This is a genomic window from Pseudomonas sp. UBT (genome assembly GCF_050915955.1).
GTDB lineage: Bacteria > Pseudomonadota > Gammaproteobacteria > Pseudomonadales > Pseudomonadaceae > Aquipseudomonas > Aquipseudomonas antarctica_A.
Genome location: NZ_CP168079.1, coordinates 2,266,974 through 2,288,963, shown reverse-complemented (window position 1 = coordinate 2,288,963; position 21,990 = coordinate 2,266,974). Strand labels below are relative to the sequence as shown.

Here is a 21,990-nt window from a genome sequence, read left to right as displayed (position 1 = left end):
GGCGGTAGATCAGTCACCTAAGATGGTGACTGACACTGCGCCTTCGCGAGCAAGCCCGCTCCCACATTTGATTTTCATGGCCCGCAAGACCTCAGATATCCCCCGGCACCCTCGCCTGCCCCCGCGCCTCCTCGCGGCTGACCAGCCCCTCGCTGACCAACGCCTTCAAGCTCATATCCAAGGTTTTCATGCCCAGCGCCCCACCGGTCTGGATCGCGGAGACCATTTGCGCCACTTTGTCCTCACGGATCAGGTTACGGATGGCCGGCGTGCCCAGCATGATTTCGTGAGCCGCCACCCGCCCGCCGCCGATCTTCTTGACCAGCACTTGGGACACCACGGCCTGCAACGACTCCGACAGCATCGAGCGAACCATGGCCTTTTCCCCCGCCGGGAACACATCCACCAGCCTGTCCACGGTCTTTGCCGCCGAAGTGGTGTGCACGGTGCCAAATACCAGGTGGCCGGTCTCAGCCGCCGTCAGCGCCAGGCGTATGGTTTCCAGGTCGCGCAACTCACCCACCAGAATGACATCCGGGTCTTCCCGTAGCGCCGAGCGCAGTGCCGTGGAAAAACTGTGTGTATCGCGTTGTACCTGCCGCTGGTTGATCAAGGCCATTTTCGGCCTGTGGATAAATTCGATGGGGTCTTCCAGCGTAAGAATGTGCTGGCGCCGGTGTTGATTAAGATGGTCGATCATCGCTGCCAGCGTCGTGGACTTGCCGGACCCGGTTGGCCCGGTCACCAACACCAGGCCGCGCGGAAACCGGGCGATCCGCTGGAACACTTCTCCCAGCCCGAGGCTTTCCAGGCTTTGTACTTCGGTCGCAATGGTACGAAACACCGCGCCCATGCCGCGCGCCTGCTGGAACACATTCGCCCGGAAACGTGCCACGCCCGGCAGCTCGAAGGCAAAATCCGTTTCAAGAGATGTTTCGAAATCCTTTTCTTGGTATTGGTTGAGCAAAGGGCTCAATAAATCCGCCACTTGCGGAGGGGACAGTGCCGGGCCGTCCAAGGGCCAGACCTCGCCATCCACACGCAGCATCGGCGCCACGCCAGCCGACAAATGCAGGTCAGAGGCGCCACGACGCACGCTGGCCGTCAGCAACTCAGTGATATCCATAGGGCTTTCCATTTCCAGTAGAATGCCGCGGACTCCATATCCACGGGTGCATCTTGAATGTCGACGATAGCAGACAACATTGGCCTGGTTAGCGAGCGGATCCGCGCCGCGGCCTACGCCGTGCAACGTGACGAAAGCAGCATCCACCTGCTGGCCGTGAGCAAGACCAAACCCGCACAAGCGGTACGCGAAGCCTATGCGGCCGGGATGCGCGATTTTGGCGAGAACTACCTGCAGGAAGCCCTGGGCAAACAGGCCGAATTAACCGACCTGCCCTTGAGTTGGCACTTCATCGGCCCCATTCAATCGAACAAGACTCGTGCGATCGCCGAGAACTTTGCTTGGGTGCATTCCGTGGACCGTCTGAAAATCGCGCAACGCCTGTCCGAACAACGCCCGGCCGACCTGCCGCCGCTGAACATCTGCATCCAGGTCAACGTCAGTGGCGAAGCCAGCAAGTCCGGCTGTACACCCGCCGACCTGCCGGCCCTGGCCGCAGCGATCAGTGCCCTGCCGCGCCTGAAGCTGCGTGGTTTGATGGCGATCCCCGAGCCGACTGAAGACCGTGCCGAGCAGGATGCAGCCTTCGCGACAGTACGCGACCTGCAAGCGAGCCTGAACCTGGGCCTGGACACACTTTCCATGGGCATGAGCCACGACCTTGAGTCAGCCATCGCCCAAGGCGCCACCTGGGTGCGGATCGGTACCGCGCTGTTTGGCGCCCGCGACTACGGCCAGCCATCAAATGGCTGACTTTCCTCTGAATAAGGACCTGTCATGAGCAACACGCGTATTGCCTTTATCGGCGCCGGTAACATGGCGGCCAGCCTGATCGGTGGCTTGCGGGCCAAAGGCCTGCAAGCCCAGCACATCCGCGCCAGCGACCCGGGCGCCGACACCCGCGCGCGCGTCAGCGCCGAGCACGGTATCGAAACCTTTGCCGACAACGCCGAAGCCATTCAGGGCGTTGACGTGATCGTGCTGGCGGTGAAGCCGCAAGCCATGAAAGCCGTGTGCGAAAGCCTGCGCCCGAGCCTGCAACCGCATCAACTGGTGGTATCGATTGCCGCTGGCATCATCTGCGCCAGCATGAACAACTGGCTGGGTGCCCAGCCAATCGTGCGCTGCATGCCCAACACCCCGGCGCTGCTGCGCCAGGGCGTGAGCGGCCTGTACGCAACGTCCGAAGTGACCGCCCAACAGCGCGACCAGGCTCAAGAGCTGCTGTCTGCGGTGGGCATCGCCCTGTGGCTGGAACAGGAACAGCAACTGGATGCGGTGACCGCCGTCTCCGGCAGCGGCCCGGCCTACTTCTTCCTGCTGATCGAAGCCATGACCGCCGCCGGCGTGAAACTGGGCCTGCCACACGAAGTCGCTGAGCAACTGGCCGAGCAAACCGCGCTGGGCGCCGCGAAGATGGCCGTCGCCAGTGAGGTGGATGCGGCCGAGCTGCGCCGCCGTGTGACGTCCCCGGGCGGCACCACGCAAGCGGCCATCGAATCGTTCCAGGCCGGGGGCTTTGAAGCCCTGGTGGAAAAAGCACTGGGTGCCGCGGCACATCGTTCGGCTGAAATGGCCGAGCAGCTGGGTAAATAGTCGTCCCCTACTCGCAACTGGATTAGATAGGAAACACACATGCTCGGAATCAATGACGCTGCCATTTTCATCATCCAGACCTTGGGCAGCCTGTACCTGCTGATCGTGCTGATGCGTTTTATCCTGCAACTGGTGCGGGCGAACTTCTACAACCCGCTGTGCCAGTTCGTGGTGAAGGCTACGCAACCGTTGCTCAAACCCCTGCGCCGAGTGATCCCGAGCCTGTTCGGCCTGGATATGTCGTCGTTGGTACTGGCGCTGCTGCTGCAGATTTTGCTGTTTGTGGTGATCCTGATGCTCAACGGCTACCAGGCCTTCACCGTGTTGCTGTTGCCATGGGGCCTGATCGGCATCTTCTCGCTGTTTTTGAAGATCATCTTCTGGTCGATGATCATCAGCGTGATTCTGTCATGGGTCGCACCTGGCAGCCGCAGCCCGGGTGCTGAGCTGGTTGCGCAGATTACCGAGCCCGTGCTGGCACCGTTCCGTCGGTTGATACCCAACCTGGGCGGCCTGGATATCTCGCCGATCTTCGCGTTTATCGCGATCCAGCTGCTGCAAAGCTGGGTGATCCCGCGCCTGGCCTACTACGCGTTCATGCCCAAGGAACTGTTTGGCCTGATCTGAGTGCTGTAAAAAATGTGGGAGGGGGCTTGCTCCCGATAGCGGTGGATCAGTCAAACAGATGTCGACTGCCACGCCGTCATCGGGAGCAAGCCCCCTCCCACATTTGTATCTTTGTACGGGTGCAGGCCTTTGCTTGCCGCTAGGTGCAGCGGTCTTTAGACTTACGCCTCATTTAAACGAGAGCAGGGTCGATGCCAGCTGCCTTCCCCCCCGATTCTGTTGGACTGGTCGTGCCCCAAGTGGCGCACTTCAGCGAACCGCAGGCCCTGGCCTGTGGCCGTTCGCTGCCGGCCTATGACCTGATCTACGAAACCTACGGCCAGTTGAATGCCACGGCGAGCAACGCCGTGCTGATCTGCCACGCCCTGTCCGGCCATCATCACGCCGCCGGTTTCCACAGTGTTGACGAGCGCAAGCCCGGTTGGTGGGACAGTTGCATCGGCCCCGGCAAGCCCATCGACACCAACACGTTCTTTGTGGTCAGCCTGAACAACCTTGGCGGCTGCAACGGTTCCACCGGCCCGAGCAGCCTCAACCCGGAAACCGGCAAGCCATTCGGCGCGGATTTCCCGGTACTGACCGTGGAAGACTGGGTACACAGCCAGGCCCGCCTCGCTGACCTGCTGGGCATCAAACAATGGGCCGCGGTGATCGGCGGCAGCCTGGGCGGCATGCAGGCGTTGCAGTGGACCATTTCCTACCCGGATCGCGTGCGCCATTGCCTGGCAATCGCCTCGGCACCAAAACTGTCGGCGCAGAACATCGCGTTCAACGAAGTGGCGCGCCAGGCCATCCTCACCGACCCCGAGTTCCACGGTGGTTCGTTCCAGGAAGCGGGCGTGATTCCCAAGCGCGGCTTGATGCTGGCGCGGATGGTCGGGCACATCACTTATCTATCCGATGACTCCATGGGCGAAAAATTCGGCCGTGGGCTCAAGAGCGAGAAGCTCAACTACGACTTCCACAGCGTCGAGTTCCAGGTGGAGAGCTACCTGCGTTATCAGGGCGAGGAATTCTCGGGGCGTTTCGACGCCAACACCTACCTGCTGATGACCAAGGCCCTGGACTACTTCGACCCGGCCGCGAACCATGACGACGACCTGGCGAAAACCTTCGAGGGCGCCACGGCCAAGTTCTGCGTGATGTCGTTCACCACCGACTGGCGTTTCTCGCCGGCCCGCTCCCGAGAGCTGGTGGACGCCTTGATGGCCGCCCGCAAAGACGTCTGCTACCTGGAGATCGATGCACCGCAAGGCCACGATGCCTTCCTGATTCCGATCCCGCGCTACCTGCAAGCCTTCAGCAACTACATGAACCGAATAGCCCTGTGAGAACGCCATGAGAGCCGACCTGGAAATCATCCAAGACTGGATCCCCGCCGGCAGCCGCGTGCTCGACCTTGGCTGCGGCGATGGCGAACTGCTGAGCTGGCTGCGCGACAACAAGCAAGTCACCGGCTATGGCCTGGAAAACGACCCGGACAACATCGCCCAGTGCGTGGCCAAGGGCATCAACGTGATCGAGCAGGACCTGGACAAGGGCCTGGGCAACTTTGCCAGCAACAGCTTCGATATCGTAGTGATGACCCAAGCCCTGCAAGCGGTGCACTACCCGGACCGTATCCTCGACGAAATGCTGCGTGTAGGTCGCCAGTGCATCATCACTTTCCCCAATTTCGGCCACTGGCGTTGCCGCTGGTACCTGGCCACCAAGGGCCGCATGCCGGTGTCGGACTTCCTGCCCTACACGTGGTACAACACGCCAAACATCCACTTCTGCACCTTCGAAGACTTCGAAGCCTTGTGCGGCGAGCGTGAAGCCAAGGTGATCAACCGCCTTGCTGTCGATCAACAACACCGCCACGGCTGGGCGAGTAAGCTATGGCCCAATCTGTTGGGCGAAATCGGTATCTACCGAGTCAGCAGCCCTGGCCTGACAGACCATCAAATTGCCGTCTAACCATTTTCAAGGAGGACGAACATGAGTCGTTTGGCTATTTTTCTACTCACCGCCTGCCTGGGCACCAGCGCCATGGCAGCGGACGCTATCGACAGCAATCGCCTGAAGGAATTTGGTGATATCACGGTGCGTTACAACACCTTCACATCCACCTTCCTGCAGCCGGAACAGGCCCAGGAACTGGAGGTGGTGCGCGACAAAAAGGTCGGCATGATCAACGTGTTCGTGCAAAAGGGCGTGACGCCGATCGATGCCACCGTCACCGGCACGGTCAAAGACCTCGGCGGCAAAAGCGAGATGCTGACGTTCAAGAAGGTCACCGAGAACGGCAGCACCAATTACATCGCCCAATACCCGGTGCCGCAGCAGGAAACCAAGATATTCACCATCAATGTTGAAACCGGCGGCAAGGCTCACGGTTTCAGTTTCAACCAGGAACTGTTCCCGGCCCCATGATGAACCTTACCCAACTCGTACTCGCCAGCCATAACGCAGGCAAACTCAAAGAACTCCAGGCCATGCTCGGTGAGTCCGTGCAACTGCGCTCGATTGGCGAGTTCAGCCAGGTCGAGCCGGAAGAAACCGGCCTGTCGTTTGTCGAGAACGCAATCCTCAAGGCACGCAATGCCGCGCGTATCTCCGGGCTGCCGGCCTTGGCCGATGACTCGGGCCTGGCGGTGGATTACCTCGGCGGCGCCCCTGGCATCTACTCGGCGCGTTATGCCGACGGCAAGGGCGATGCGGCCAACAACGCGAAGCTGCTGGACGCCCTCAAGGACGTGCCGGACGCGATGCGTGGTGCGCAGTTCGTCTGCGTGCTGGCGCTGGTGCGGCACGCCGATGACCCGCTGCCGATCCTGTGCGAAGGCCTGTGGCACGGGCGCATCCTGCATGCGGCCAGCGGCGAGCATGGGTTTGGCTATGACCCTCTGTTCTGGGTGCCGGAGCGTAATGTCTCCAGCGCCGAACTGAGCCCGGCCGACAAGAACCAGATCAGCCACCGCGCCCGCGCAATGGATTTGCTGCGCCAACGCCTGAGCCTGAAATGACCCAAAACACCTCTGCGCAGCCGCTGATCCACGGCGGCGCGCAAACACCTCGGGCGGCCCTGCCCCACCTGCCGCCCCTGGCGCTGTACATCCACATTCCGTGGTGCGTGCGCAAATGCCCTTATTGCGACTTCAACTCCCACACGGCCAGCAACGTGCTGCCGGAAGAAGAGTATGTGGACGCGCTGCTGGCCGACCTTGATCAGGACCTGCATGCGGTTTACGGCCGTGAACTGAGCTCGATCTTCTTCGGCGGCGGTACGCCTAGCCTGTTCAGCGCCGCGGCACTGGGTCGCCTGCTCAAGGGCGTGGAAGCCCGCATTCCTTTTGCCGGCGATATCGAAATCACGCTGGAAGCCAACCCCGGGACCTTCGAGCAAGAGAAGTTCGTGGCGTACCGCAAGCTCGGGATCAATCGCCTGTCCATCGGCATCCAGAGCTTTCAGCAGGAAAAGCTCGAAGCCCTGGGCCGTATCCACAACGGCGATGAAGCCGTACGCGCCGCCGGCATGGCGCGCCAGGCCGGGTTTGATAACTTCAACCTGGACCTGATGCACGGCCTGCCCAATCAGTCTCTGGACGATGCCCTGAGCGACTTGCGCCAAGCCATCGCCCTCAAGCCGACCCACCTGTCCTGGTACCAGCTGACCCTGGAACCCAACACCGTCTTCTGGAACCAGCCGCCCGTGCTGCCGGAAGACGACATGCTGTGGGACATTCAGGAAGCTGGCCAGGCGCTGCTGGCCGAACACGGTTACGCGCAATATGAGGTGTCGGCCTATGCCCAACCGGGTCGCCCGGCGCGGCATAACCTGAACTACTGGAGCTTCGGCGACTTTATCGGCATCGGCGCGGGCGCCCACGGCAAGCTCAGCCATCCAGACGGGCGCATCGTGCGCACGTGGAAGACCCGAGCGCCCAAGGACTATCTCAACCCGGCCAAAAGCTTCCAGGCTGGCGCGAAAGAACTGACCAATGAAGAACTGCCGTTCGAATTCCTGATGAACGCGTTGCGGCTGACCGAAGGCGTCGACGCCAGGCTCTACGCCGAGCGCACCGGCCTCGACTTGGCCAGCCTCGACGAAGGCCGCCGTGAGGCAGAACAAAGTGGCTTAATGCAGGTCGAACCGTCACGCCTGGCGGCGACCGACCGCGGGCAACTCTTTCTCAATGACCTGTTGCAGAAGTTTTTGAGCTGACGCTCTAAGGAAATCGAATGGATTTGGTACTCGACCTGCTCGCCACCGTATCCCGCTGGAGCCGCAGCAACCTGTCGGAAATCGCCCTGGCTCTTGTCGGCTGCTTGCTGGTGCTGTTTGGCGCTGATATCAAAGGCTGGATCGAAGGCCGCTTGGGCAGCATTGCCGGCGCGCTGCGCGTACCGTTGATGGCGCTGGTGTGCATGATCGGCAGCGGCGCGGCGTTGATCTACGCCACACCCTGGATAGTGCGCGGGCTGAGCCAGTTCAATAACTACAGCCTGGCGCCGGTGTTGGTGGTGGTGCTGGTGTTGATTGGCGTTGTGGCAGACCGCCGCTGACCCCAAACCCAACACACAGATACACCTGTGGGAGGGGGCTTGCTCCCGATAGCTGAGTGTCAGTCGACATCAAGAGGACTGATCCACCGCTATCGGGAGCAAGCCCCCTCCCACATTTTTGACTGCATTCCAAACTAATGACTTGTCAGTCGATTTTCTCGAACTTCAAATCCCAAACGCCGTGCCCCAACCGCTCGCCGCGGCGTTCGAACTTGGTGATCGGGCGCTCGGCCGGGCGTGGCACGCATTTGCCGTCTTCGGCCAGGTTGCGATAGCCAGGCGCTACGCCCATCACTTCCAGCATGTATTCCGCATACGGTTCCCAGTCGGTGGCCATGTGCAGGATGCCGCCCACTTTCAGCTTGCTGCGCACCAGTTCGGCAAACGAAGCCTGGACGATGCGGCGCTTGTGGTGGCGGGACTTGTGCCACGGGTCCGGGAAAAACAGCATCAGGCGGTCGAGGCTGTTGTCGGCGATGCAGCGGTTGAGCACTTCGATCGCGTCGCAGTCGTAGACCCGCAAGTTGGTCAGGCCTTGGGTCAGCACGCCGTTAAGCAGCGCGCCGACACCCGGGCGGTGTACTTCGACACCGATGAAGTCCTGTTCCGGCGCGGCAGCCGCCATTTCCAGCAGGGAGTGGCCCATGCCGAAGCCGATTTCCAGGGAGCGCGGGGCCGAACGGCCGAACACCTGGTCGTAGTCCACCGGCGCGTCAGCCAGTGGCAATACGAACAGCGGTGTACCTTGCTCCAGGCCCTTTTGCTGGCCTTCGGTCATGCGACCGGCGCGCATCACAAAACTCTTGATGCGGCGGTGCTTGGACTCGTCGCCTTCTTCCACGGTGTTCGGCGTTTCGTTTGATTCAGTCATCAATGGCTCTTACTTGATCAGACCATCCAGCGGCGAGGAGGCGCTGGCGTAAAGTTTTTTCGGCATGCGCCCGGCGAGATAGGCCAGGCGACCTGCAACGATTGCGTGTTGCATGGCTTCAGCCATCATGATCGGCTGCTGGGCATGGGCGATGGCCGAGTTCATCAGCACTGCATCGCAGCCCAGTTCCATGGCGATGGTGGCGTCGGAGGCAGTGCCCACGCCCGCGTCCACCAGCACAGGGATTTTGGCTTCTTCGAGGATGATCTGCAGGTTGTACGGATTGCAGATGCCCAGCCCGGAACCGATCAGACCGGCCAGCGGCATCACCGCTATGCAGCCGATTTCCGCCAATTGACGGGCAATAATCGGGTCATCACTGGTGTAGACCATGACGTCGAAGCCTTCCTTGACCAGCGTTTCGGCGGCCTTGAGGGTTTCGATTACGTTGGGGAACAGGGTCTTCTGGTCGGCCAATACTTCCAGCTTCACCAGGTTGTGGCCGTCGAGCAGCTCACGGGCCAGGCGGCAAGTGCGCACAGCCTCGATAGCGTCGTAGCAACCTGCTGTGTTGGGCAAGAAGGTGTAGCGTTCCGGCGACAGCACCTGGAGCAGGTTCGGCTCGCCTTCGATCTGGCCCAGGTTAGTGCGGCGCACGGCAAAGGTGACGATCTCTGCACCCGAGGCTTCGATGGCCAGGCGGGTTTCTTCCATGTCGCGGTACTTGCCAGTGCCGACCAGCAGACGGGACTGGTAGGTACGACCGGCCAGGACGAAGGGCTTGTCGCTACGAACGATGCTCATGGGAAATCCTCGAAATGGGGTGAGGTTCTGCAGAATTCGGGGTGGCGCCGTTGAGCGCCGAACGGCTAACCGCCGCCGATGGCGTGAACCACTTCGACTTGGTCGCCTTCGGTGAGCGCCGTGTCGGCGTGCTGGCTACGCGGGACGATATCCAGGTTAAGCTCCACTGCGACGCGACGCCCGGTCAAGTCCAGACGGGTCAGCAGGGCCGCAACGGTTTCACCGTCGGGCAGTTCAAAGGATTCGCCGTTCAACTGAATGCGCATGCCACGGGCCGCCATCGTTTTTAGGGGCCAGCATTCTAGCGCGATTGGGACCTTAAGGTCAGCTGCAAGCGTCAAGCGGTCAAAGCTGCAAGCGCCACGCCGTCAGCCCCAGAAAGAACCAGCCCAGCAGGAATGCCAGCCCGCCAAATGGCGTGATGATCCCCAGCTTGCTGATGCCGGTCAGGGTCAGCGCATACAAGCTGCCGGAGAACAGCAGGATACCGACGGTAAAGGAAATACCCGCCCAGCTGACCAGTCGGCCAGGAATATGCGCCGCCAGCAGCGCGACGCCGAACAACGCGAGGGCATGCACCAGCTGGTAGGTCACGCCAGTTTGGAAGATCGCCAGGTATTCGGCGCTCAGGCGGTTTTTCAGGCCGTGGGCAGCAAAGGCACCGAGGGCGACGCCGGTGAAGCCGAAAAAGGCAGCCAGCATCAGAAAGCTACGCAGCATGAGGAACTCCAGTCAGACTCAAAGGGCGGTGTCTGTATAATGGCCCCCTCAACGGGTTCGGCCAAGCCATCTCTATGCTGCGTCTCCTCTTCAAACGCTTTCTCAAAGTCGTGAAATGGTTTGCCATCGGCAGTGCGCTGCTGGTGCTGCTGTTGCGCGTCGTCCCGCCGCCGTTCACGGCGCTGATGGTGGAGCGCAAGGTCGAATCCTGGGTCGACGGCGAGCCGATTGACCTGCAACGCACGTGGGTGTCGTGGGATGAGATCTCCGATGACCTGAAGGTGGCGGTGATGGCCGGTGAAGATCAGCGTTTTCCCCAGCATTGGGGTTTTGACTTTGGCGCGATTCAAGCCGCGTTGCTGCACAACGAGCGCGGCGGTTCGATTCGCGGCGCCAGCACCTTGAGCCAGCAGGTGTCGAAAAACCTCTTTCTGTGGACCGGCCGCAGTTATTTGCGCAAAGGCCTGGAGGCCTGGTTTACCGGATTGATCGAGGTGTTATGGCCCAAGCAGCGGATTCTTGAGGTGTACCTCAACAGCGTGGAATGGGATGAAGGCGTGTTTGGCGCAGAGGCTGCGGCGCGGCACCATTTTGGTGTGAGCGCCAAGGCGCTTTCCCGACAGCAGGCCAGCTACCTGGCGGCAGTGCTGCCCAACCCACGGGTTTGGAGCGCCAGCCATCCGACGGCCTATGTGGCGCGGCGCGCGGCGTGGATTCGCCAGCAGATGAGCCAGTTGGGTGGGGATGGTTACCTGGTGGAGCTGAATAATTCCCGAAAGGCCCCGTGGTCCGACTGACACAACACAACCCCCGTGGGAGCTGGCTTGCCTGCGATAGCGGTGTGGCAGCTTGCAGAGGTGCTGGTGAAAGGGCCTCATCGCAGGCAAGCCAGCTCCCACAGAGAACCGCACTGGATATCAGATTTTCGGGCCCAAACAAAAATGCCCCAATCTTTCGATCGGGGCATTTTTTTGACTTATCGCTACGTTTTAGGCGGCGATCGACAACTTCAGCTTGTTCATCGCGCTTTTCTCAAGCTGACGAATTCGCTCGGCCGACACGTTGTACTTCTGTGCCAAGTCGTGCAGCGTGGCTTTTTCTTCTGCCAGCCAACGCTGGTAGAGGATGTCACGGCTGCGGTCGTCCAACACTTCCAGCGCTTCGTGCAGGTTGTGGTTGGAGTTGTCGCTCCAGTCGGCGTCTTCCAGTTGACGCGCCGGGTCGTACCGGTGGTCTTCCAGGTAGTTGGCCGGCGATTGGAAAGCGCTGTCATCATCCGCTTCAGCGGCGGGGTCGAAGGCCATGTCATGGCCGGTCAGGCGGCTTTCCATCTCGCGCACTTCACGCGGTTCCACACCAAGGCTTTCGGCCACGCGGTGGACTTCTTCATTGTTCAGCCATGCCAGGCGTTTCTTCTGGCTGCGCAGGTTGAAGAACAGTTTGCGCTGGGCCTTGGTGGTCGCGACTTTCACAATGCGCCAGTTGCGCAGGATGAACTCGTGAATTTCAGCCTTGATCCAGTGCACAGCAAACGACACCAGGCGTACACCCATCTCAGGATTGAAGCGCTTTACAGCCTTCATCAGGCCGACGTTGCCTTCCTGGATCAGGTCAGCCTGGGCCAGGCCGTAGCCGCTATAGCTACGGGCGATATGTACGACAAAACGCAGGTGGGCGAGCACCATCTGCCGAGCCGCCCCCAAATCCTGCTCATAGTAGAGACTCTCGGCCAGTTCACGCTCCTGCTCCGGTGTCAGCAATGGAATGCTGTTGACCGTGTGCACATAGGCCTCCAGGTTCGCACCCGGGACCAAAGCATAAGCAGGTTGCAAAGAAGTGGTCATACGAAAAAACCTCCGACTCACATAACTCGTGCAGTTCAGCACTGCGAAAATTGACCGGGAACCGTAGGACAAGTTCCCTAAACCACCAATACGGTCAATACAAACGAAACCACATTAATCTGACATTAACTACTTCGGCGCCAGCTCACGTAAATGACGAGCGACCGCAATCCAGGCACCGATATACCCCAACAATACCGCGCCAAGCAAGAGTGACAGCCCATCGGCGACCGGCACGCCAGCCAAGGCGAAATCGCTGCCGTACAAACCGGCAAGCCCGACTACCGCGTCGTTCAGCCAATCAAGGCCAAACGCCAGCACACCCCAGGACAAAATCCCCGCACCAAAGCCATAAAGCGCGCCCATGTACAGAAATGGACGACGCACATAGCTGTCCGTGCCGCCGACCAGTTTAATCACTTCTATCTCGGTGCGACGGTTTTCAATATGAAGACGAATGGTATTACCTATCACCAAAAGTAATGCAGACACCAACAGCACCGTCAGGCCAAACACAAAGCGGTCGCCCAGCTTGAGGATCGCGGCCAGGCGCTCTACCCAGACTAGATCAAGTTGAGCCTGTTGCACCTTGGGCATCTCTGCGAGTTTTTGTCGCAGGGCTTCAAGGGCCGGCTTGTCGACTTCATTCGGCGTTACCAGCACCACGCCCGGCAGCGGGTTCTGCGGCAGCTCCTTGAGCGCCTCGCCCAGGCCGGATTGCTGCTGGAACTCCTCAAGGGCCTGGTCGCGGCTGATGTACTCGGCATCTGCGACACCCGGCAGGTTCTTGATGTCATCACGCAAACTCTCGCCGTCTTTGGTGTTGGCGTCGAGGTTCAAGTACAGAGAAATCTGCGCCGCGCGCTGCCAGGACCCACCCAGGCGCTCGACATTATTAAGCAGCAGCGACAACCCCATCGGCAGGCTCAGGGCCACAGCCATCACCAGGCAGGTGAAAAAGCTGCCAATCGGCTGTTTGCCCAGGCGGCGCAGGCTGTCGAGCAGGCTGGCGCGATGGCTTTCGATCCAGGCGCGCAGCAGCGTACCGAAATCCGGGCCATCGTCATCGTCGCGTTTTTTCTTCTGCGGTTGCGGGTCGGCGGCTTTGGGCGCCACGCGCTCGGAAACTTTAGGGCTGCGTGTCGCACTCATACGCCGGCCTCCCCGTCACCGATCAGGCGGCCACGTTGCAGGGTCAGCATGCGGTGGCGCATACGGGCGATCAGGGCCAGGTCGTGGCTGGCGATCAGCACGCTGGTGCCCAATCGGTTGATGTCTTCGAACACGCCCATGATCTCGGCCGCCAGACGCGGGTCGAGGTTACCGGTGGGTTCGTCCGCCAGCAGCAAGGCCGGGCGGTGAACAATGGCGCGGGCGATACCGACGCGTTGCTGCTGGCCGGTGGACAGGTCGCCCGGGTACAGGTCGGTCTTGTCCGACAGCGCCACACGCTCCAGCGCCGAATCCACACGTTTGACGATCTCAGCCTTGGACAGCCCGAGGATCTGCAACGGCAAGGCAATGTTATTGAACACCGTACGATCAAACAGCAACTGATGGTTCTGGAACACGACGCCAATCTGACGGCGCAGGAAAGGAATCTGCGCATTGCTGATGGTGGCCAGGTCCTGACCCGCCAGCAGCAACTTGCCGGTGGTAGGGCGCTCCATCGCCAGCAACAGGCGCAACAATGTACTTTTGCCGGCACCCGAGTGGCCGGTCACAAACAAAAACTCGCCGCGACGCACTCGAAAGCTCAGCTCATGCAAGCCCACATGCCCGTTGGCGTAGCGTTTACCGACCTGTTCGAATCGAATCATGAACGCTCCCGCTCGGCGAAAAGTGCCTGTACAAAGGGTTCGGCTTCAAAGGTGCGCAGGTCGTCGATGCCTTCACCGACGCCGATATAACGAATCGGCAACCCGAACTGTTTGGCCAGGGCGAAGATCACGCCGCCCTTGGCCGTGCCGTCGAGCTTAGTCAATGCCAGGCCGGTCAGTTGCACCGTCTGGTTGAATTGTTTGGCCTGGCTGATGGCGTTCTGGCCGGTGCCGGCGTCGAGCACCAGCAACACTTCGTGCGGTGCTTCGGCGTCGAGCTTGCTGATCACGCGGCGCACTTTCTTCAGCTCTTCCATCAAGTTGTCTTTGGTGTGCAGGCGACCGGCGGTATCGGCGATCAACACATCGATGTTACGGGCCTTGGCGGCTTGCACGGCATCGAAGATCACCGAGGCGGAGTCGGCGCCGGTGTGCTGGGCGATCACCGGAATCTTGTTGCGCTCCCCCCAGACTTGAAGCTGCTCCACGGCGGCGGCACGGAAAGTGTCACCGGCGGCAAGCATGACTTTCTTGCCTTCCAACTGCAGTTTCTTGGCCAGCTTGCCGATGGTGGTGGTTTTGCCGGCGCCGTTGACGCCGACCACCAGGATCACGAACGGTTTGTTCGGCGTGATCACCAGCGGGGCTTCGACGGGTTTGAGCATCGCAGCCAGCTCGGCCTGCAGGGATTTGTAAAGCGCATCGGCGTCGGTCAACTGCTTGCGCGCGACCTTCTGGGTCAGGCTCTGGATGATCACCGCAGTGGCTTCGACGCCCACGTCGGCAGTCAGCAGGCGAGTTTCGATGTCTTCCAGCAGTTCATCATCAATGACCTTCTTGCCCAGGAACAGGCTGGCCATACCTTCGCCGATGCTGGCGCTGGTCTTGCTCAGGCCTTGCTTGAGACGGGCGAAGAAGCCGGTCTTGCTGGTTTCGGCGGGAACGACGACCGGCTCTGGTGCGACCGGCGGCTCGATAACGGCAGGCGCGGCAACAACCACGGGGGCCGGTGTTGGCTCTACAACTACCGGCGCAGATGCTTCGATGGCTGGCGGCGCTTCGACCACAACCGCTACCGGCTCAACCACGACTGGAATCGGCGGCGTCACGTGCTCAGCCTGCACATCTTCGACCAAGGCCACGGGCTCTTCGGCCACCGGCAGTTCCAGCCACGGTTTGTGCTCTGGCTCTGGCTCAACCTGTTCCACTGGCTGCAATACCGGCTCAGCCATCGGCAACACGATCGGCGCCGGGGTTTCAGCGACCGGTTCGGCTTCCAGTACAGGCTCTGGGATAGGCTCAGGTTGAACCTGCGACTGTTCGACGACGGTTTCCTGCGGCTTTTTGCGCAGCCATCCGAACAGGCCTTTTTTCTCGCCAGCCGCAGCTGGGCTCTTCTTGTCGTCGTTGGAACCAAACATGGAGGACGGCTATCTCAAAGTAGCGATGCGCCAGGGCGCCTCGGTAAATAAATTCGATGCAGAACAGACTGCTTTAACGCTCGCTTGTTCATGCGCAACATTTTGTAAGGCGTAAATAAAGGCCTCAACAAATCGTTTCAATAAAGGACTGAAGCGATAAAATCGGCGAAAAGTGGAAGATCGTCGGGGAAACCCACCATCTACTCCAACATTCCTACGACTGGATCCGGGACAAGATGACCGCCGCAGTGGCCGTGTCCAAATCGGATCAGTATCCTAGCACCTCCTCGCCCGCCGACGCTAAGACCAAGCGGGCAACCCAACAGGTTTAAAAACGAATGAATGCTCTAGCCCGCCGCGCCGCTGGCCTGCTGCTCGGCACAGTTTGTCTGCCCCTTTCAGCCTTGGCTGCCGACCCACAACCCACCCATGAATTCACCCTGGATAACGGCCTTAAAGTGGTCGTGCGCGAAGATCATCGTGCACCGGTGGTGGTTTCCCAGGTCTGGTACAAGGTGGGTTCGAGCTATGAAACACCGGGCCAGACCGGTTTGTCCCACGCCCTGGAACACATGATGTTCAAGGGCAGTGCCAAGGTCGGGCCAGGCGAAGCCTCGTTGATCCTGCGCGACCTGGGCGCCGAAGAAAACGCCTTCACCAGCGACGACTACACCGCCTACTACCAGGTACTGGCCCGTGATCGCCTGGGCGTCGCCTTCGAACTGGAAGCCGACCGCATGGCCAGCCTGCGCCTGCCGGCCGATGAGTTCAGCCGCGAGATCGAGGTCATCAAGGAAGAGCGCCGCCTGCGCACCGACGACAACCCAATGTCCAAGGCCTACGAGCGCTTCAAGGCCATGGCCTACCCGGCCAGCGGCTATCACACGCCGACCATCGGCTGGATGGCCGACCTTGAACGCATGAAAGTCGAAGAACTGCGCCACTGGTACCAGTCCTGGTACGTGCCGAACAACGCCACGCTGGTGGTGGTCGGCGACGTGACCCCGGACGAGGTGAAAAACCTGGCCCAGCGCTACTTCGGCCCGATCCCCAAACGTGATGTGCCACCCGCCAAGATCCCGCTGGAGCTCGCCGAACCCGGCGAGCGCTTGCTGACCATGCACGTGCAGACCCAGTTGCCGAGCGTAATCCTCGGTTTCAACGTACCGGGCCTGGCCACCGCCGAAGACAAACGCTCGGTACAAGCCCTGCGCCTGCTCTCGGCCCTGCTGGATGGCGGCTACAGCGCGCGTATCTCGGAGCAATTGGAGCGCGGTGAAGAGCTGGTGTCCGCCGCCTCCACCAGCTACGACGCCTACACCCGTGGCGACAGCCTGTTCACCCTGACGGCCACTCCGAACCAGCAGAAGAAAAAGACCATTGCCCAAGCCGAAGCCGGCCTGTGGCGCCTGCTGGACGAATTGAAAGCCAAACCGCCGACCGCTGAAGAGCTGGAGCGTATCCGCGCTCAGGTGATTGCCGGCGTGGTTTACCAACGTGATTCCATTACCAGCCAGGCCACGGCCATCGGCTCCCTGGAAACCGTCGGCCTGTCCTGGAAGCTCATGGACACCGAACTGGCCGACCTGCAAAGCGTGACGCCGGAAGATATCCAGAAGGCCGCACGTACCTATTTCACCCGCGAGCGTTTGAGCGTCGCCCATGTTTTGCCTGAGGAGACCGCTCATGAGTGATCGCAAAAGCAGCCGGCTGATCTTTCCTGGCCTGGTCGTCGTCACACTGATTGCAGCCAGTGCCGTGTACTTCCTGCGCCCGAGCGAGTCCGTAGCCAGCCAGGCATTGGACAAGGCTCAATCGGCCAACAAACTGCAATCCCTCGCGGAACTGGATGGCAAGGCGCCGACCAACCGCAAGCTTGACGTGCAAACCTGGACCACCGCCGAGGGCGCCAAGGTGCTGTTCGTCGAAGCGCATGAACTGCCGATGTTCGACATGCGCATCCTGTTCGCCGCCGGCAGCAGCCAGGATGGCAACAGTCCCGGTGTGGCACTGCTGACCAACGCCATGCTTAACGAAGGCGTGCCGGGCAAGGATGTCAGCCAGATTGCCAGCGGTTTTGAAGGCCTGGGCGCCGACTTCGGCAATGGCGCCTACCGCGACATGGCGCTGGTGTCCCTGCGCAGCCTGAGCGACAGCGACAAGCGCGATGCGGCCCTGGCACTGTTTGACGACGTGATCGGCAAGCCGACCTTCCCGGCCGATTCCCTGGCCCGGATCAAGAACCAGATCCTCGCCGGTTTTGAGTACCAGAAGCAAAACCCTGCCAAGCTGGCCAGCCTTGAACTGTTCAAGCGCGTGTACGGCGACCACCCTTACGCGCACCCGAGCGAAGGCACGCCCGATAGCATCCCGAAAATTACCCTCGCGCAGTTACAGGCGTTCCACGCCAAGGCTTACGCGGCGGGCAACGCGGTCATTGCCGTGGTCGGCGACCTGACCCGCGCCGAGGCCGAAGCCATGACCGCCAAGGTCTCCGCATCACTGCCTAAAGGCCCGGCCCTGGCGAAGATCGCCCAGCCAACCGAGCCGAAGGCTGGCCTGAGCCATATCGAGTTCCCGTCCAAGCAGACGCACCTGTTGTTCGCACAACTGGGCATCGACCGCGCCGACCCGGATTACGCCGCCTTGTCCCTGGGCAACCAGATCCTCGGCGGCGGTGGCTTCGGCACCCGTCTGATGAGCGAAGTGCGCGAAAAGCGCGGCCTGACCTACGGCGTGTACTCCGGTTTCTCGCCGATGCAGGTGCGCGGCCCGTTCATGATCAACCTGCAGACCCGCGCCGAAATGAGCGGCGGCACCTTGCGCCTGGTTGAAGACGTGCTGGCCGACTACCTCAAGACCGGCCCGACGCAGAAAGAACTGGATGACGCCAAGCGCGAGCTGGCCGGCAGCTTCCCGCTGTCCACCGCGAGCAACGCCGATATCGTCGGGCAGCTGGGCGCCATGGGTTTCTACAACCTGCCGCTGAGCTATCTGGAAGATTTCATGAAACAATCACAGGCCCTGACCGTAGAACAGGTCAAGGCTGCCATGAATAAACACTTGAGCGCCGACAAGATGGTCATCGTGACCGCCGGCCCGACGATTGCGCAAAAGCCACTACCGCCCCCCACTGATAAACCTGCCGAGCAGCCGCTCGGGGTTCCGGAGCATTAATGGCCAGTTCATCTCGCCCAAAAAAACCCGTCCACAACGTCCATAACGGTGTGGGCCAACTGCGCATCATTGGTGGCGAATGGGGCAGCCGCAAGCTGAGCTTCCCCGACGTCGTCGGCCTGCGCCCAACGCCGGATCGCGTACGTGAAACCCTGTTCAACTGGCTCGCGCCGTACATCGGCGGGGCCAAGGTACTGGACCCGTTTGCCGGCAGCGGCGCGCTGTTCCTCGAAGCACTGTCCCGTGGCGCGGCCCAGGGCCAGGCGCTGGATGCCAGCAATGTGGCTGTCTCCAGCCTCAAGGAACACCTGGGCACCCTGCGCTGCACCACCGGCCAGGTTCAGACCGCCGACGCGCTGCGCTACCTGGAAACCCAGCCGGCCACCGAGTACGACGTGGTGTTCCTCGACCCGCCGTTCAACCAGAACCTGCTGCCGACCGTGTGTGCGTTGCTGGAAGAGCGCCAATGGCTGGCACCGGACGCGTGGGTCTACACTGAGAGCGAGACTGCACCGTCTACCCTCGGCCTGCCGGGCGCCTGGCGCCTGCACCGGGAACAGAAATCCGGTCGAGTGTATTACGCGTTGTGGCACCGCTTGGTGGAAAGCGCCGCCTGATTTATGGCGAGCGGGCTTGCCCCGCTCGCCACAACAAGCTCGCTCGCTACAGAGATATCCATGACCCCTTCCGTCGACCTGTTCAAACCCGCCTTCGGCCTTGGCAACCCACACCTGCAAACGCTTTGGGGCCCATTGTGGCGCCCTACCACCCATATCGAACGCCAGCGCGAGCGCCTATGGCTGGACGACGGCGACTTTCTCGACCTCGACTGGCATGGCCCCCATGACGCGCAAGCGCCATTAGTGCTGGTGTTGCATGGGCTGACGGGCTCGTCCAATTCGCCCTACGTGGCTGGCCTGCAAAAAGCCCTCGCCACCCAAGGCTGGGCCAGCGCAGCCTTGAACTGGCGTGGGTGCTCGGGTGAACCCAACCTCTTGGCGCGCAGCTATCACTCGGGTGCCAGCGAAGACCTGGCGGCCGCGATTGCCCATCTGCGCACCAAGCGGCCGTTGGCTCCGCTGTACGCAGTGGGTTATTCGCTGGGGGGCAATGTGCTGCTCAAGCACCTGGGAGAAACCGGCGAAGCCTCCGGGCTGCAAGGCGCGGCAGCGGTGTCGGTGCCGTTTCGGCTGGATCAATGTGCAGATCGCATAGGGTTGGGCTTTTCGCGGGTTTATCAAAAGCATTTCATGCGCGAGATGCTGGCGTATATCCGTCTCAAGCAGAGCCGGTTTCTACAGGATGGCCGGGCTGACGGGCTGAAAACCCTGGAAGCGCTTGGCTCCCTGGAGAAGATGCGCACGTTCTGGGACTTCGACGGCCGGGTGACTGCGCCGCTGCACGGGTTCCTCAGTGCAGAGGACTATTACCGCCGCGCGTCGAGCCGTTACTACTTGGGCGAAATCCGTACCCCGACCCTGATCATCCAGGCTGCCGACGACCCCTTCGTGTTCGCACACAGCTTGCCTGAAGCCAGCGAACTGTCGGATTGCACCGAGTTCGAGTTGCTGGCCAAGGGTGGGCATGTGGGGTTTGTCGACGGTTCGCTGAAGCGCCCCAGCTACTACCTGGAGCGCCGCATTCCCCAATGGTTGCTGGAGAAACACGGTAAATAATGTGGGAGCTGGCTTGCCTGCGATAAGGCCGTGTCATCTGGCCGATTACTGACTGACACACCGCAATCGCAGGCGAGCCAGCTCCCACACTTAATCGGGCTTTCAAACTGGATATTTAGTCGCCAGTCGCAATCTTCCGCGCCGGATCAGTAATCCACTCACTCCACGACCCTGCATACAACTTGCCCAACGGATAACCCGCCAAACTCAGGGCGAACAGGTTGTGGCACGCCGTCACACCCGAACCACAATACGCCACCAGTTCATCCGGCGAACGCCCTTGCAACTGCGCGGCGAAGCGCTGCTTGAGCTGCTCAGCCGGCAGGAAACGGCCATCACTGCCCAGGTTTTCGTTGAATGCCACACATTGCGCGCCGGGAATGTGCCCGGCGATCGGGTCGATCGGCTCCACGTCGCCACGAAAACGCGCTTGGGCGCGGGCGTCGATCAAGGTCATGCCCGGTTCGCCCAGGCGCTTTTGCAGATGCTCCGCGTCCAATAGCAGGTGATTATCCGGCGTACCGGCGAATGTTCCCGGCTCAACCACCGGTGCATCCAGGCTCAGCGGGAAACCTGCCGCATGCCAGGCCTTGAGGCCACCGTCCAGAATAAACACGCCATCACGCTTGCCCAGCCAGGCCAGCAGCCACCAGGCGCGGGCGGCATAGGCGCCGGGGCCGTCGTCATACAGCACGATGTCGGTGTCGGCGTTGATGCCCCAGGCTCGCAGTTGCACAACCAACGTATCTGCAGCCGGTAACGGATGACGACCAGTCACGCCTTTGGTCACCGGCCCGCTGAGATGGCGTTCGAGATCGGCATATTGCGCGCCTTCGATATGCCCTTCGGCGTAGCTGCAAAGCCCGTAGTCCGGGTCTTCCAGGGCAAAGCGGCAATCCAGTATCACCAGCCCGCCGCGCTGTTGGCGCTCGGCCAATTGCTGGGGGCTGATCAGTTGGGCAAGCGGCATGACGGACTCCTGTGAATAGATTGGGAAAGGCCCTACTTCACTTCTTCCAGTGCCTGATTCAACGGCACGTAAAACTCTTTGAACAAGGCATCCACTGCTTCTTTCGCCTCGGCGGTGACAAACCCCGCCTCCAGCACCAGCACCTGGTACACACCGCGCTTGATCGCTTCGGCGCTCAAGTGAGCGGAGTTTTCATTGGTGGTGCACAGAAAGCGCACCCAGGAGGTGAGGATGATCCAGGCATTAAGGGTCAGCGCTTCGGTTTGCACGGGGTCCATATTGAGGATGCCAGCATCGACAAATCCCTGATAGATGGCGTTGCCCTGGATCAGGCAGCGCTGGGAAAACCGCCGGTAGCCGGTGGCAAGTTCCGGGTCGCTTTCCAGCAGGTGTTCAAGGTCACGGTGCAGGAAACGGTAGCGCCACATGCCGGCCAGCACGGCCTGCAGGTAGAAGCGTTTGTCTTCGACGGTAACGGCGCGGCCTTGGGGCGGGCGCAGAAAACTGTCTACCAGGGCTTCGTATTCACGAAACAGCACGGCGATGATCGCCTGCTTATTGGGGAAGTGGTAGTACAGGTTGCCCGGGGAAATTTCCATATGGGCGGCGATATGGTTGGTGCTGACACTGCGTTCACCCTGCTGGTTAAAAAGCTCCAGGCTGGTTTGCACAATGCGCTCGCTGGTCTTTACTCGTGGTGCCATAGGGGATCAGCTTCTGAACACGTGATGAAGCATCTTACGGCCTATCCTGCTCAGGATAAATCCGCATGTTGCTGCAATGTTATTTG

25 protein-coding genes are annotated in these 21,990 nt (G+C 61.0%); 14 read left to right on the top strand and 11 right to left on the bottom strand.

From position 1 onward, the window contains the following. Positions 1 to 91: 91 nt before the first annotated feature. Complete coding sequence (locus ACDZ94_RS10470; protein WP_064454547.1) at positions 92 to 1,126, bottom strand: type IV pilus twitching motility protein PilT; 1,035 nt, start codon at positions 1,124 to 1,126, stop codon at positions 92 to 94. A 57-nt stretch (positions 1,127 to 1,183) separates the two neighbouring features. On the opposite strand from ACDZ94_RS10470, the gene ACDZ94_RS10465 reads away from it, so the two are divergent. The 9 genes from ACDZ94_RS10465 to ACDZ94_RS10425 all read left to right on the top strand — a co-directional run bounded on the left by ACDZ94_RS10465 (position 1,184) and on the right by ACDZ94_RS10425 (position 7,897). Next, a complete protein-coding gene (locus ACDZ94_RS10465; RefSeq protein ID WP_432751423.1) occupies positions 1,184 to 1,879 on the top strand; it encodes a YggS family pyridoxal phosphate-dependent enzyme in 696 nt (231 codons plus the stop codon). A gap of 24 nt (positions 1,880 to 1,903) precedes the next feature. Beyond that, on the top strand, positions 1,904 to 2,722 hold the full coding sequence (gene proC / locus ACDZ94_RS10460) for a pyrroline-5-carboxylate reductase (RefSeq protein WP_432751422.1): 819 nt from the start codon (positions 1,904 to 1,906) through the stop codon (positions 2,720 to 2,722). Between the two features lie 39 nt (positions 2,723 to 2,761). Beyond that, entirely contained in the window at positions 2,762 to 3,349 is a 588-nt protein-coding gene (locus ACDZ94_RS10455) for a YggT family protein (RefSeq protein ID WP_053258481.1), read from the top strand. 191 nt (positions 3,350 to 3,540) lie between these two features. Continuing rightward, positions 3,541 to 4,680: a homoserine O-succinyltransferase MetX gene (metX, locus tag ACDZ94_RS10450; protein WP_432751421.1), complete on the top strand. Its 1,140-nt coding sequence runs from the start codon at positions 3,541 to 3,543 to the stop codon at positions 4,678 to 4,680. A 7-nt stretch (positions 4,681 to 4,687) separates the two neighbouring features. Beyond that, positions 4,688 to 5,308: a methionine biosynthesis protein MetW gene (gene metW / locus ACDZ94_RS10445; RefSeq protein ID WP_003213768.1), complete on the top strand. Its 621-nt coding sequence runs from the start codon at positions 4,688 to 4,690 to the stop codon at positions 5,306 to 5,308. A gap of 21 nt (positions 5,309 to 5,329) precedes the next feature. Next, positions 5,330 to 5,764 carry a DUF4426 domain-containing protein gene (locus ACDZ94_RS10440; protein WP_064454551.1) on the top strand — a complete coding sequence of 145 codons (435 nt, stop codon included), beginning with the start codon at positions 5,330 to 5,332 and terminating at the stop codon, positions 5,762 to 5,764. Beyond that, on the top strand, positions 5,761 to 6,357 hold the full coding sequence (gene rdgB / locus ACDZ94_RS10435) for an RdgB/HAM1 family non-canonical purine NTP pyrophosphatase (protein ID WP_064454552.1): 597 nt from the start codon (positions 5,761 to 5,763) through the stop codon (positions 6,355 to 6,357). The genes ACDZ94_RS10440 and rdgB overlap by 4 nt, the downstream gene beginning before the upstream one ends. Then, the gene (gene hemW, locus ACDZ94_RS10430) at positions 6,354 to 7,556 is read left to right on the top strand and encodes a radical SAM family heme chaperone HemW (protein ID WP_432751420.1); all 1,203 of its coding nucleotides are present in this window, start codon (positions 6,354 to 6,356) and stop codon (positions 7,554 to 7,556) included. Before rdgB ends, hemW begins: the two co-directional genes overlap by 4 nt. Positions 7,557 to 7,573: 17 nt before the next feature. Next, positions 7,574 to 7,897 (top strand): DUF3392 domain-containing protein, encoded by a 324-nt coding sequence (locus tag ACDZ94_RS10425; RefSeq protein ID WP_064454554.1) that lies wholly within the window; start codon positions 7,574 to 7,576, stop codon positions 7,895 to 7,897. A 145-nt stretch (positions 7,898 to 8,042) separates the two neighbouring features. On the opposite strand, the gene trmB is transcribed toward ACDZ94_RS10425, so the two are convergent. The 4 genes from trmB to ACDZ94_RS10405 form a co-directional block, all read right to left on the bottom strand. After that, positions 8,043 to 8,768 (bottom strand): tRNA (guanosine(46)-N7)-methyltransferase TrmB, encoded by a 726-nt coding sequence (gene trmB / locus ACDZ94_RS10420; RefSeq protein ID WP_064454555.1) that lies wholly within the window; start codon positions 8,766 to 8,768, stop codon positions 8,043 to 8,045. A 9-nt stretch (positions 8,769 to 8,777) separates the two neighbouring features. Continuing rightward, the gene (locus tag ACDZ94_RS10415) at positions 8,778 to 9,572 is read right to left on the bottom strand and encodes a thiazole synthase (RefSeq protein WP_064454556.1); all 795 of its coding nucleotides are present in this window, start codon (positions 9,570 to 9,572) and stop codon (positions 8,778 to 8,780) included. A 65-nt stretch (positions 9,573 to 9,637) separates the two neighbouring features. Continuing rightward, a complete protein-coding gene (gene thiS / locus ACDZ94_RS10410) occupies positions 9,638 to 9,838 on the bottom strand; it encodes a sulfur carrier protein ThiS (protein WP_053258809.1) in 201 nt (66 codons plus the stop codon). Between the two features lie 79 nt (positions 9,839 to 9,917). After that, positions 9,918 to 10,292 (bottom strand): DUF423 domain-containing protein, encoded by a 375-nt coding sequence (locus tag ACDZ94_RS10405; protein ID WP_064454557.1) that lies wholly within the window; start codon positions 10,290 to 10,292, stop codon positions 9,918 to 9,920. Positions 10,293 to 10,366: 74 nt separating this feature from the next. On the opposite strand from ACDZ94_RS10405, the gene mtgA reads away from it, so the two are divergent. Beyond that, positions 10,367 to 11,089, top strand: a complete 723-nt coding sequence (gene mtgA, locus ACDZ94_RS10400; RefSeq protein ID WP_432751419.1) for a monofunctional biosynthetic peptidoglycan transglycosylase — start codon at positions 10,367 to 10,369, stop codon at positions 11,087 to 11,089. A 192-nt stretch (positions 11,090 to 11,281) separates the two neighbouring features. Here the strand turns inward: mtgA and rpoH are convergent, their stop codons facing one another. The 4 genes from rpoH to ftsY all read right to left on the bottom strand — a co-directional run bounded on the left by rpoH (position 11,282) and on the right by ftsY (position 15,377). Beyond that, on the bottom strand, positions 11,282 to 12,136 hold the full coding sequence (gene rpoH / locus ACDZ94_RS10395; protein ID WP_003176698.1) for an RNA polymerase sigma factor RpoH: 855 nt from the start codon (positions 12,134 to 12,136) through the stop codon (positions 11,282 to 11,284). A gap of 129 nt (positions 12,137 to 12,265) precedes the next feature. Continuing rightward, entirely contained in the window at positions 12,266 to 13,288 is a 1,023-nt protein-coding gene (ftsX, locus tag ACDZ94_RS10390) for a permease-like cell division protein FtsX (RefSeq protein WP_407016337.1), read from the bottom strand. Further along, positions 13,285 to 13,956, bottom strand: a complete 672-nt coding sequence (gene ftsE / locus ACDZ94_RS10385; RefSeq protein ID WP_003213784.1) for a cell division ATP-binding protein FtsE — start codon at positions 13,954 to 13,956, stop codon at positions 13,285 to 13,287. Before ftsE ends, ftsX begins: the two co-directional genes overlap by 4 nt. Continuing rightward, the gene (gene ftsY / locus ACDZ94_RS10380; protein WP_407016338.1) at positions 13,953 to 15,377 is read right to left on the bottom strand and encodes a signal recognition particle-docking protein FtsY; all 1,425 of its coding nucleotides are present in this window, start codon (positions 15,375 to 15,377) and stop codon (positions 13,953 to 13,955) included. Before ftsY ends, ftsE begins: the two co-directional genes overlap by 4 nt. Positions 15,378 to 15,715: 338 nt before the next feature. Here ftsY and ACDZ94_RS10375 point away from each other — a divergent pair, with 338 nt between their 5' ends. The 4 genes from ACDZ94_RS10375 to ACDZ94_RS10360 are packed head-to-tail and all read left to right on the top strand — an operon-like array spanning position 15,716 to position 20,230. After that, positions 15,716 to 17,071 carry a M16 family metallopeptidase gene (locus ACDZ94_RS10375; RefSeq protein WP_128591872.1) on the top strand — a complete coding sequence of 452 codons (1,356 nt, stop codon included), beginning with the start codon at positions 15,716 to 15,718 and terminating at the stop codon, positions 17,069 to 17,071. Beyond that, complete coding sequence (locus ACDZ94_RS10370; protein ID WP_064454562.1) at positions 17,064 to 18,554, top strand: M16 family metallopeptidase; 1,491 nt, start codon at positions 17,064 to 17,066, stop codon at positions 18,552 to 18,554. The genes ACDZ94_RS10375 and ACDZ94_RS10370 overlap by 8 nt, the downstream gene beginning before the upstream one ends. Beyond that, the gene (gene rsmD / locus ACDZ94_RS10365; protein ID WP_064454563.1) at positions 18,554 to 19,171 is read left to right on the top strand and encodes a 16S rRNA (guanine(966)-N(2))-methyltransferase RsmD; all 618 of its coding nucleotides are present in this window, start codon (positions 18,554 to 18,556) and stop codon (positions 19,169 to 19,171) included. The genes ACDZ94_RS10370 and rsmD overlap by 1 nt, the downstream gene beginning before the upstream one ends. A 60-nt stretch (positions 19,172 to 19,231) precedes the next feature. After that, positions 19,232 to 20,230 carry a hydrolase gene (locus ACDZ94_RS10360; protein ID WP_259763339.1) on the top strand — a complete coding sequence of 333 codons (999 nt, stop codon included), beginning with the start codon at positions 19,232 to 19,234 and terminating at the stop codon, positions 20,228 to 20,230. Positions 20,231 to 20,345: 115 nt separating this feature from the next. Here the strand turns inward: ACDZ94_RS10360 and ACDZ94_RS10355 are convergent, their stop codons facing one another. Both ACDZ94_RS10355 and ACDZ94_RS10350 read right to left on the bottom strand, forming a co-directional pair. Further along, positions 20,346 to 21,200, bottom strand: a complete 855-nt coding sequence (locus tag ACDZ94_RS10355; protein WP_064454565.1) for a sulfurtransferase — start codon at positions 21,198 to 21,200, stop codon at positions 20,346 to 20,348. Between the two features lie 32 nt (positions 21,201 to 21,232). Next, positions 21,233 to 21,904: a TetR/AcrR family transcriptional regulator gene (locus tag ACDZ94_RS10350; RefSeq protein WP_064454566.1), complete on the bottom strand. Its 672-nt coding sequence runs from the start codon at positions 21,902 to 21,904 to the stop codon at positions 21,233 to 21,235. Positions 21,905 to 21,990 lie beyond the last annotated feature (86 nt).

Coding starts and splice junctions, on each gene's coding strand:
- hemW (WP_432751420.1), top strand. CDS start 6,354: ATGACCCAAAACACCTCTGCGCAGCCGCTGATCCACGGCGGCGCGCAA.
- proC (WP_432751422.1), top strand. CDS start 1,904: ATGAGCAACACGCGTATTGCCTTTATCGGCGCCGGTAACATGGCGGCC.
- metW (WP_003213768.1), top strand. CDS start 4,688: ATGAGAGCCGACCTGGAAATCATCCAAGACTGGATCCCCGCCGGCAGC.
- ACDZ94_RS10415 (WP_064454556.1), bottom strand. CDS start 9,572: ATGAGCATCGTTCGTAGCGACAAGCCCTTCGTCCTGGCCGGTCGTACC.
- rdgB (WP_064454552.1), top strand. CDS start 5,761: ATGATGAACCTTACCCAACTCGTACTCGCCAGCCATAACGCAGGCAAA.
- ACDZ94_RS10350 (WP_064454566.1), bottom strand. CDS start 21,904: ATGGCACCACGAGTAAAGACCAGCGAGCGCATTGTGCAAACCAGCCTG.
- ftsY (WP_407016338.1), bottom strand. CDS start 15,377: ATGTTTGGTTCCAACGACGACAAGAAGAGCCCAGCTGCGGCTGGCGAG.
- ACDZ94_RS10360 (WP_259763339.1), top strand. CDS start 19,232: ATGACCCCTTCCGTCGACCTGTTCAAACCCGCCTTCGGCCTTGGCAAC.
- ACDZ94_RS10375 (WP_128591872.1), top strand. CDS start 15,716: ATGAATGCTCTAGCCCGCCGCGCCGCTGGCCTGCTGCTCGGCACAGTT.
- ACDZ94_RS10425 (WP_064454554.1), top strand. CDS start 7,574: ATGGATTTGGTACTCGACCTGCTCGCCACCGTATCCCGCTGGAGCCGC.
- ACDZ94_RS10455 (WP_053258481.1), top strand. CDS start 2,762: ATGCTCGGAATCAATGACGCTGCCATTTTCATCATCCAGACCTTGGGC.
- metX (WP_432751421.1), top strand. CDS start 3,541: ATGCCAGCTGCCTTCCCCCCCGATTCTGTTGGACTGGTCGTGCCCCAA.
- ACDZ94_RS10470 (WP_064454547.1), bottom strand. CDS start 1,126: ATGGATATCACTGAGTTGCTGACGGCCAGCGTGCGTCGTGGCGCCTCT.
- ftsX (WP_407016337.1), bottom strand. CDS start 13,288: ATGAGTGCGACACGCAGCCCTAAAGTTTCCGAGCGCGTGGCGCCCAAA.
- ACDZ94_RS10370 (WP_064454562.1), top strand. CDS start 17,064: ATGAGTGATCGCAAAAGCAGCCGGCTGATCTTTCCTGGCCTGGTCGTC.
- ACDZ94_RS10355 (WP_064454565.1), bottom strand. CDS start 21,200: ATGCCGCTTGCCCAACTGATCAGCCCCCAGCAATTGGCCGAGCGCCAA.
- ACDZ94_RS10465 (WP_432751423.1), top strand. CDS start 1,184: ATGTCGACGATAGCAGACAACATTGGCCTGGTTAGCGAGCGGATCCGC.
- thiS (WP_053258809.1), bottom strand. CDS start 9,838: ATGCGCATTCAGTTGAACGGCGAATCCTTTGAACTGCCCGACGGTGAA.
- ftsE (WP_003213784.1), bottom strand. CDS start 13,956: ATGATTCGATTCGAACAGGTCGGTAAACGCTACGCCAACGGGCATGTG.
- rsmD (WP_064454563.1), top strand. CDS start 18,554: ATGGCCAGTTCATCTCGCCCAAAAAAACCCGTCCACAACGTCCATAAC.
- ACDZ94_RS10405 (WP_064454557.1), bottom strand. CDS start 10,292: ATGCTGCGTAGCTTTCTGATGCTGGCTGCCTTTTTCGGCTTCACCGGC.
- ACDZ94_RS10440 (WP_064454551.1), top strand. CDS start 5,330: ATGAGTCGTTTGGCTATTTTTCTACTCACCGCCTGCCTGGGCACCAGC.
- trmB (WP_064454555.1), bottom strand. CDS start 8,768: ATGACTGAATCAAACGAAACGCCGAACACCGTGGAAGAAGGCGACGAG.
- mtgA (WP_432751419.1), top strand. CDS start 10,367: ATGCTGCGTCTCCTCTTCAAACGCTTTCTCAAAGTCGTGAAATGGTTT.
- rpoH (WP_003176698.1), bottom strand. CDS start 12,136: ATGACCACTTCTTTGCAACCTGCTTATGCTTTGGTCCCGGGTGCGAAC.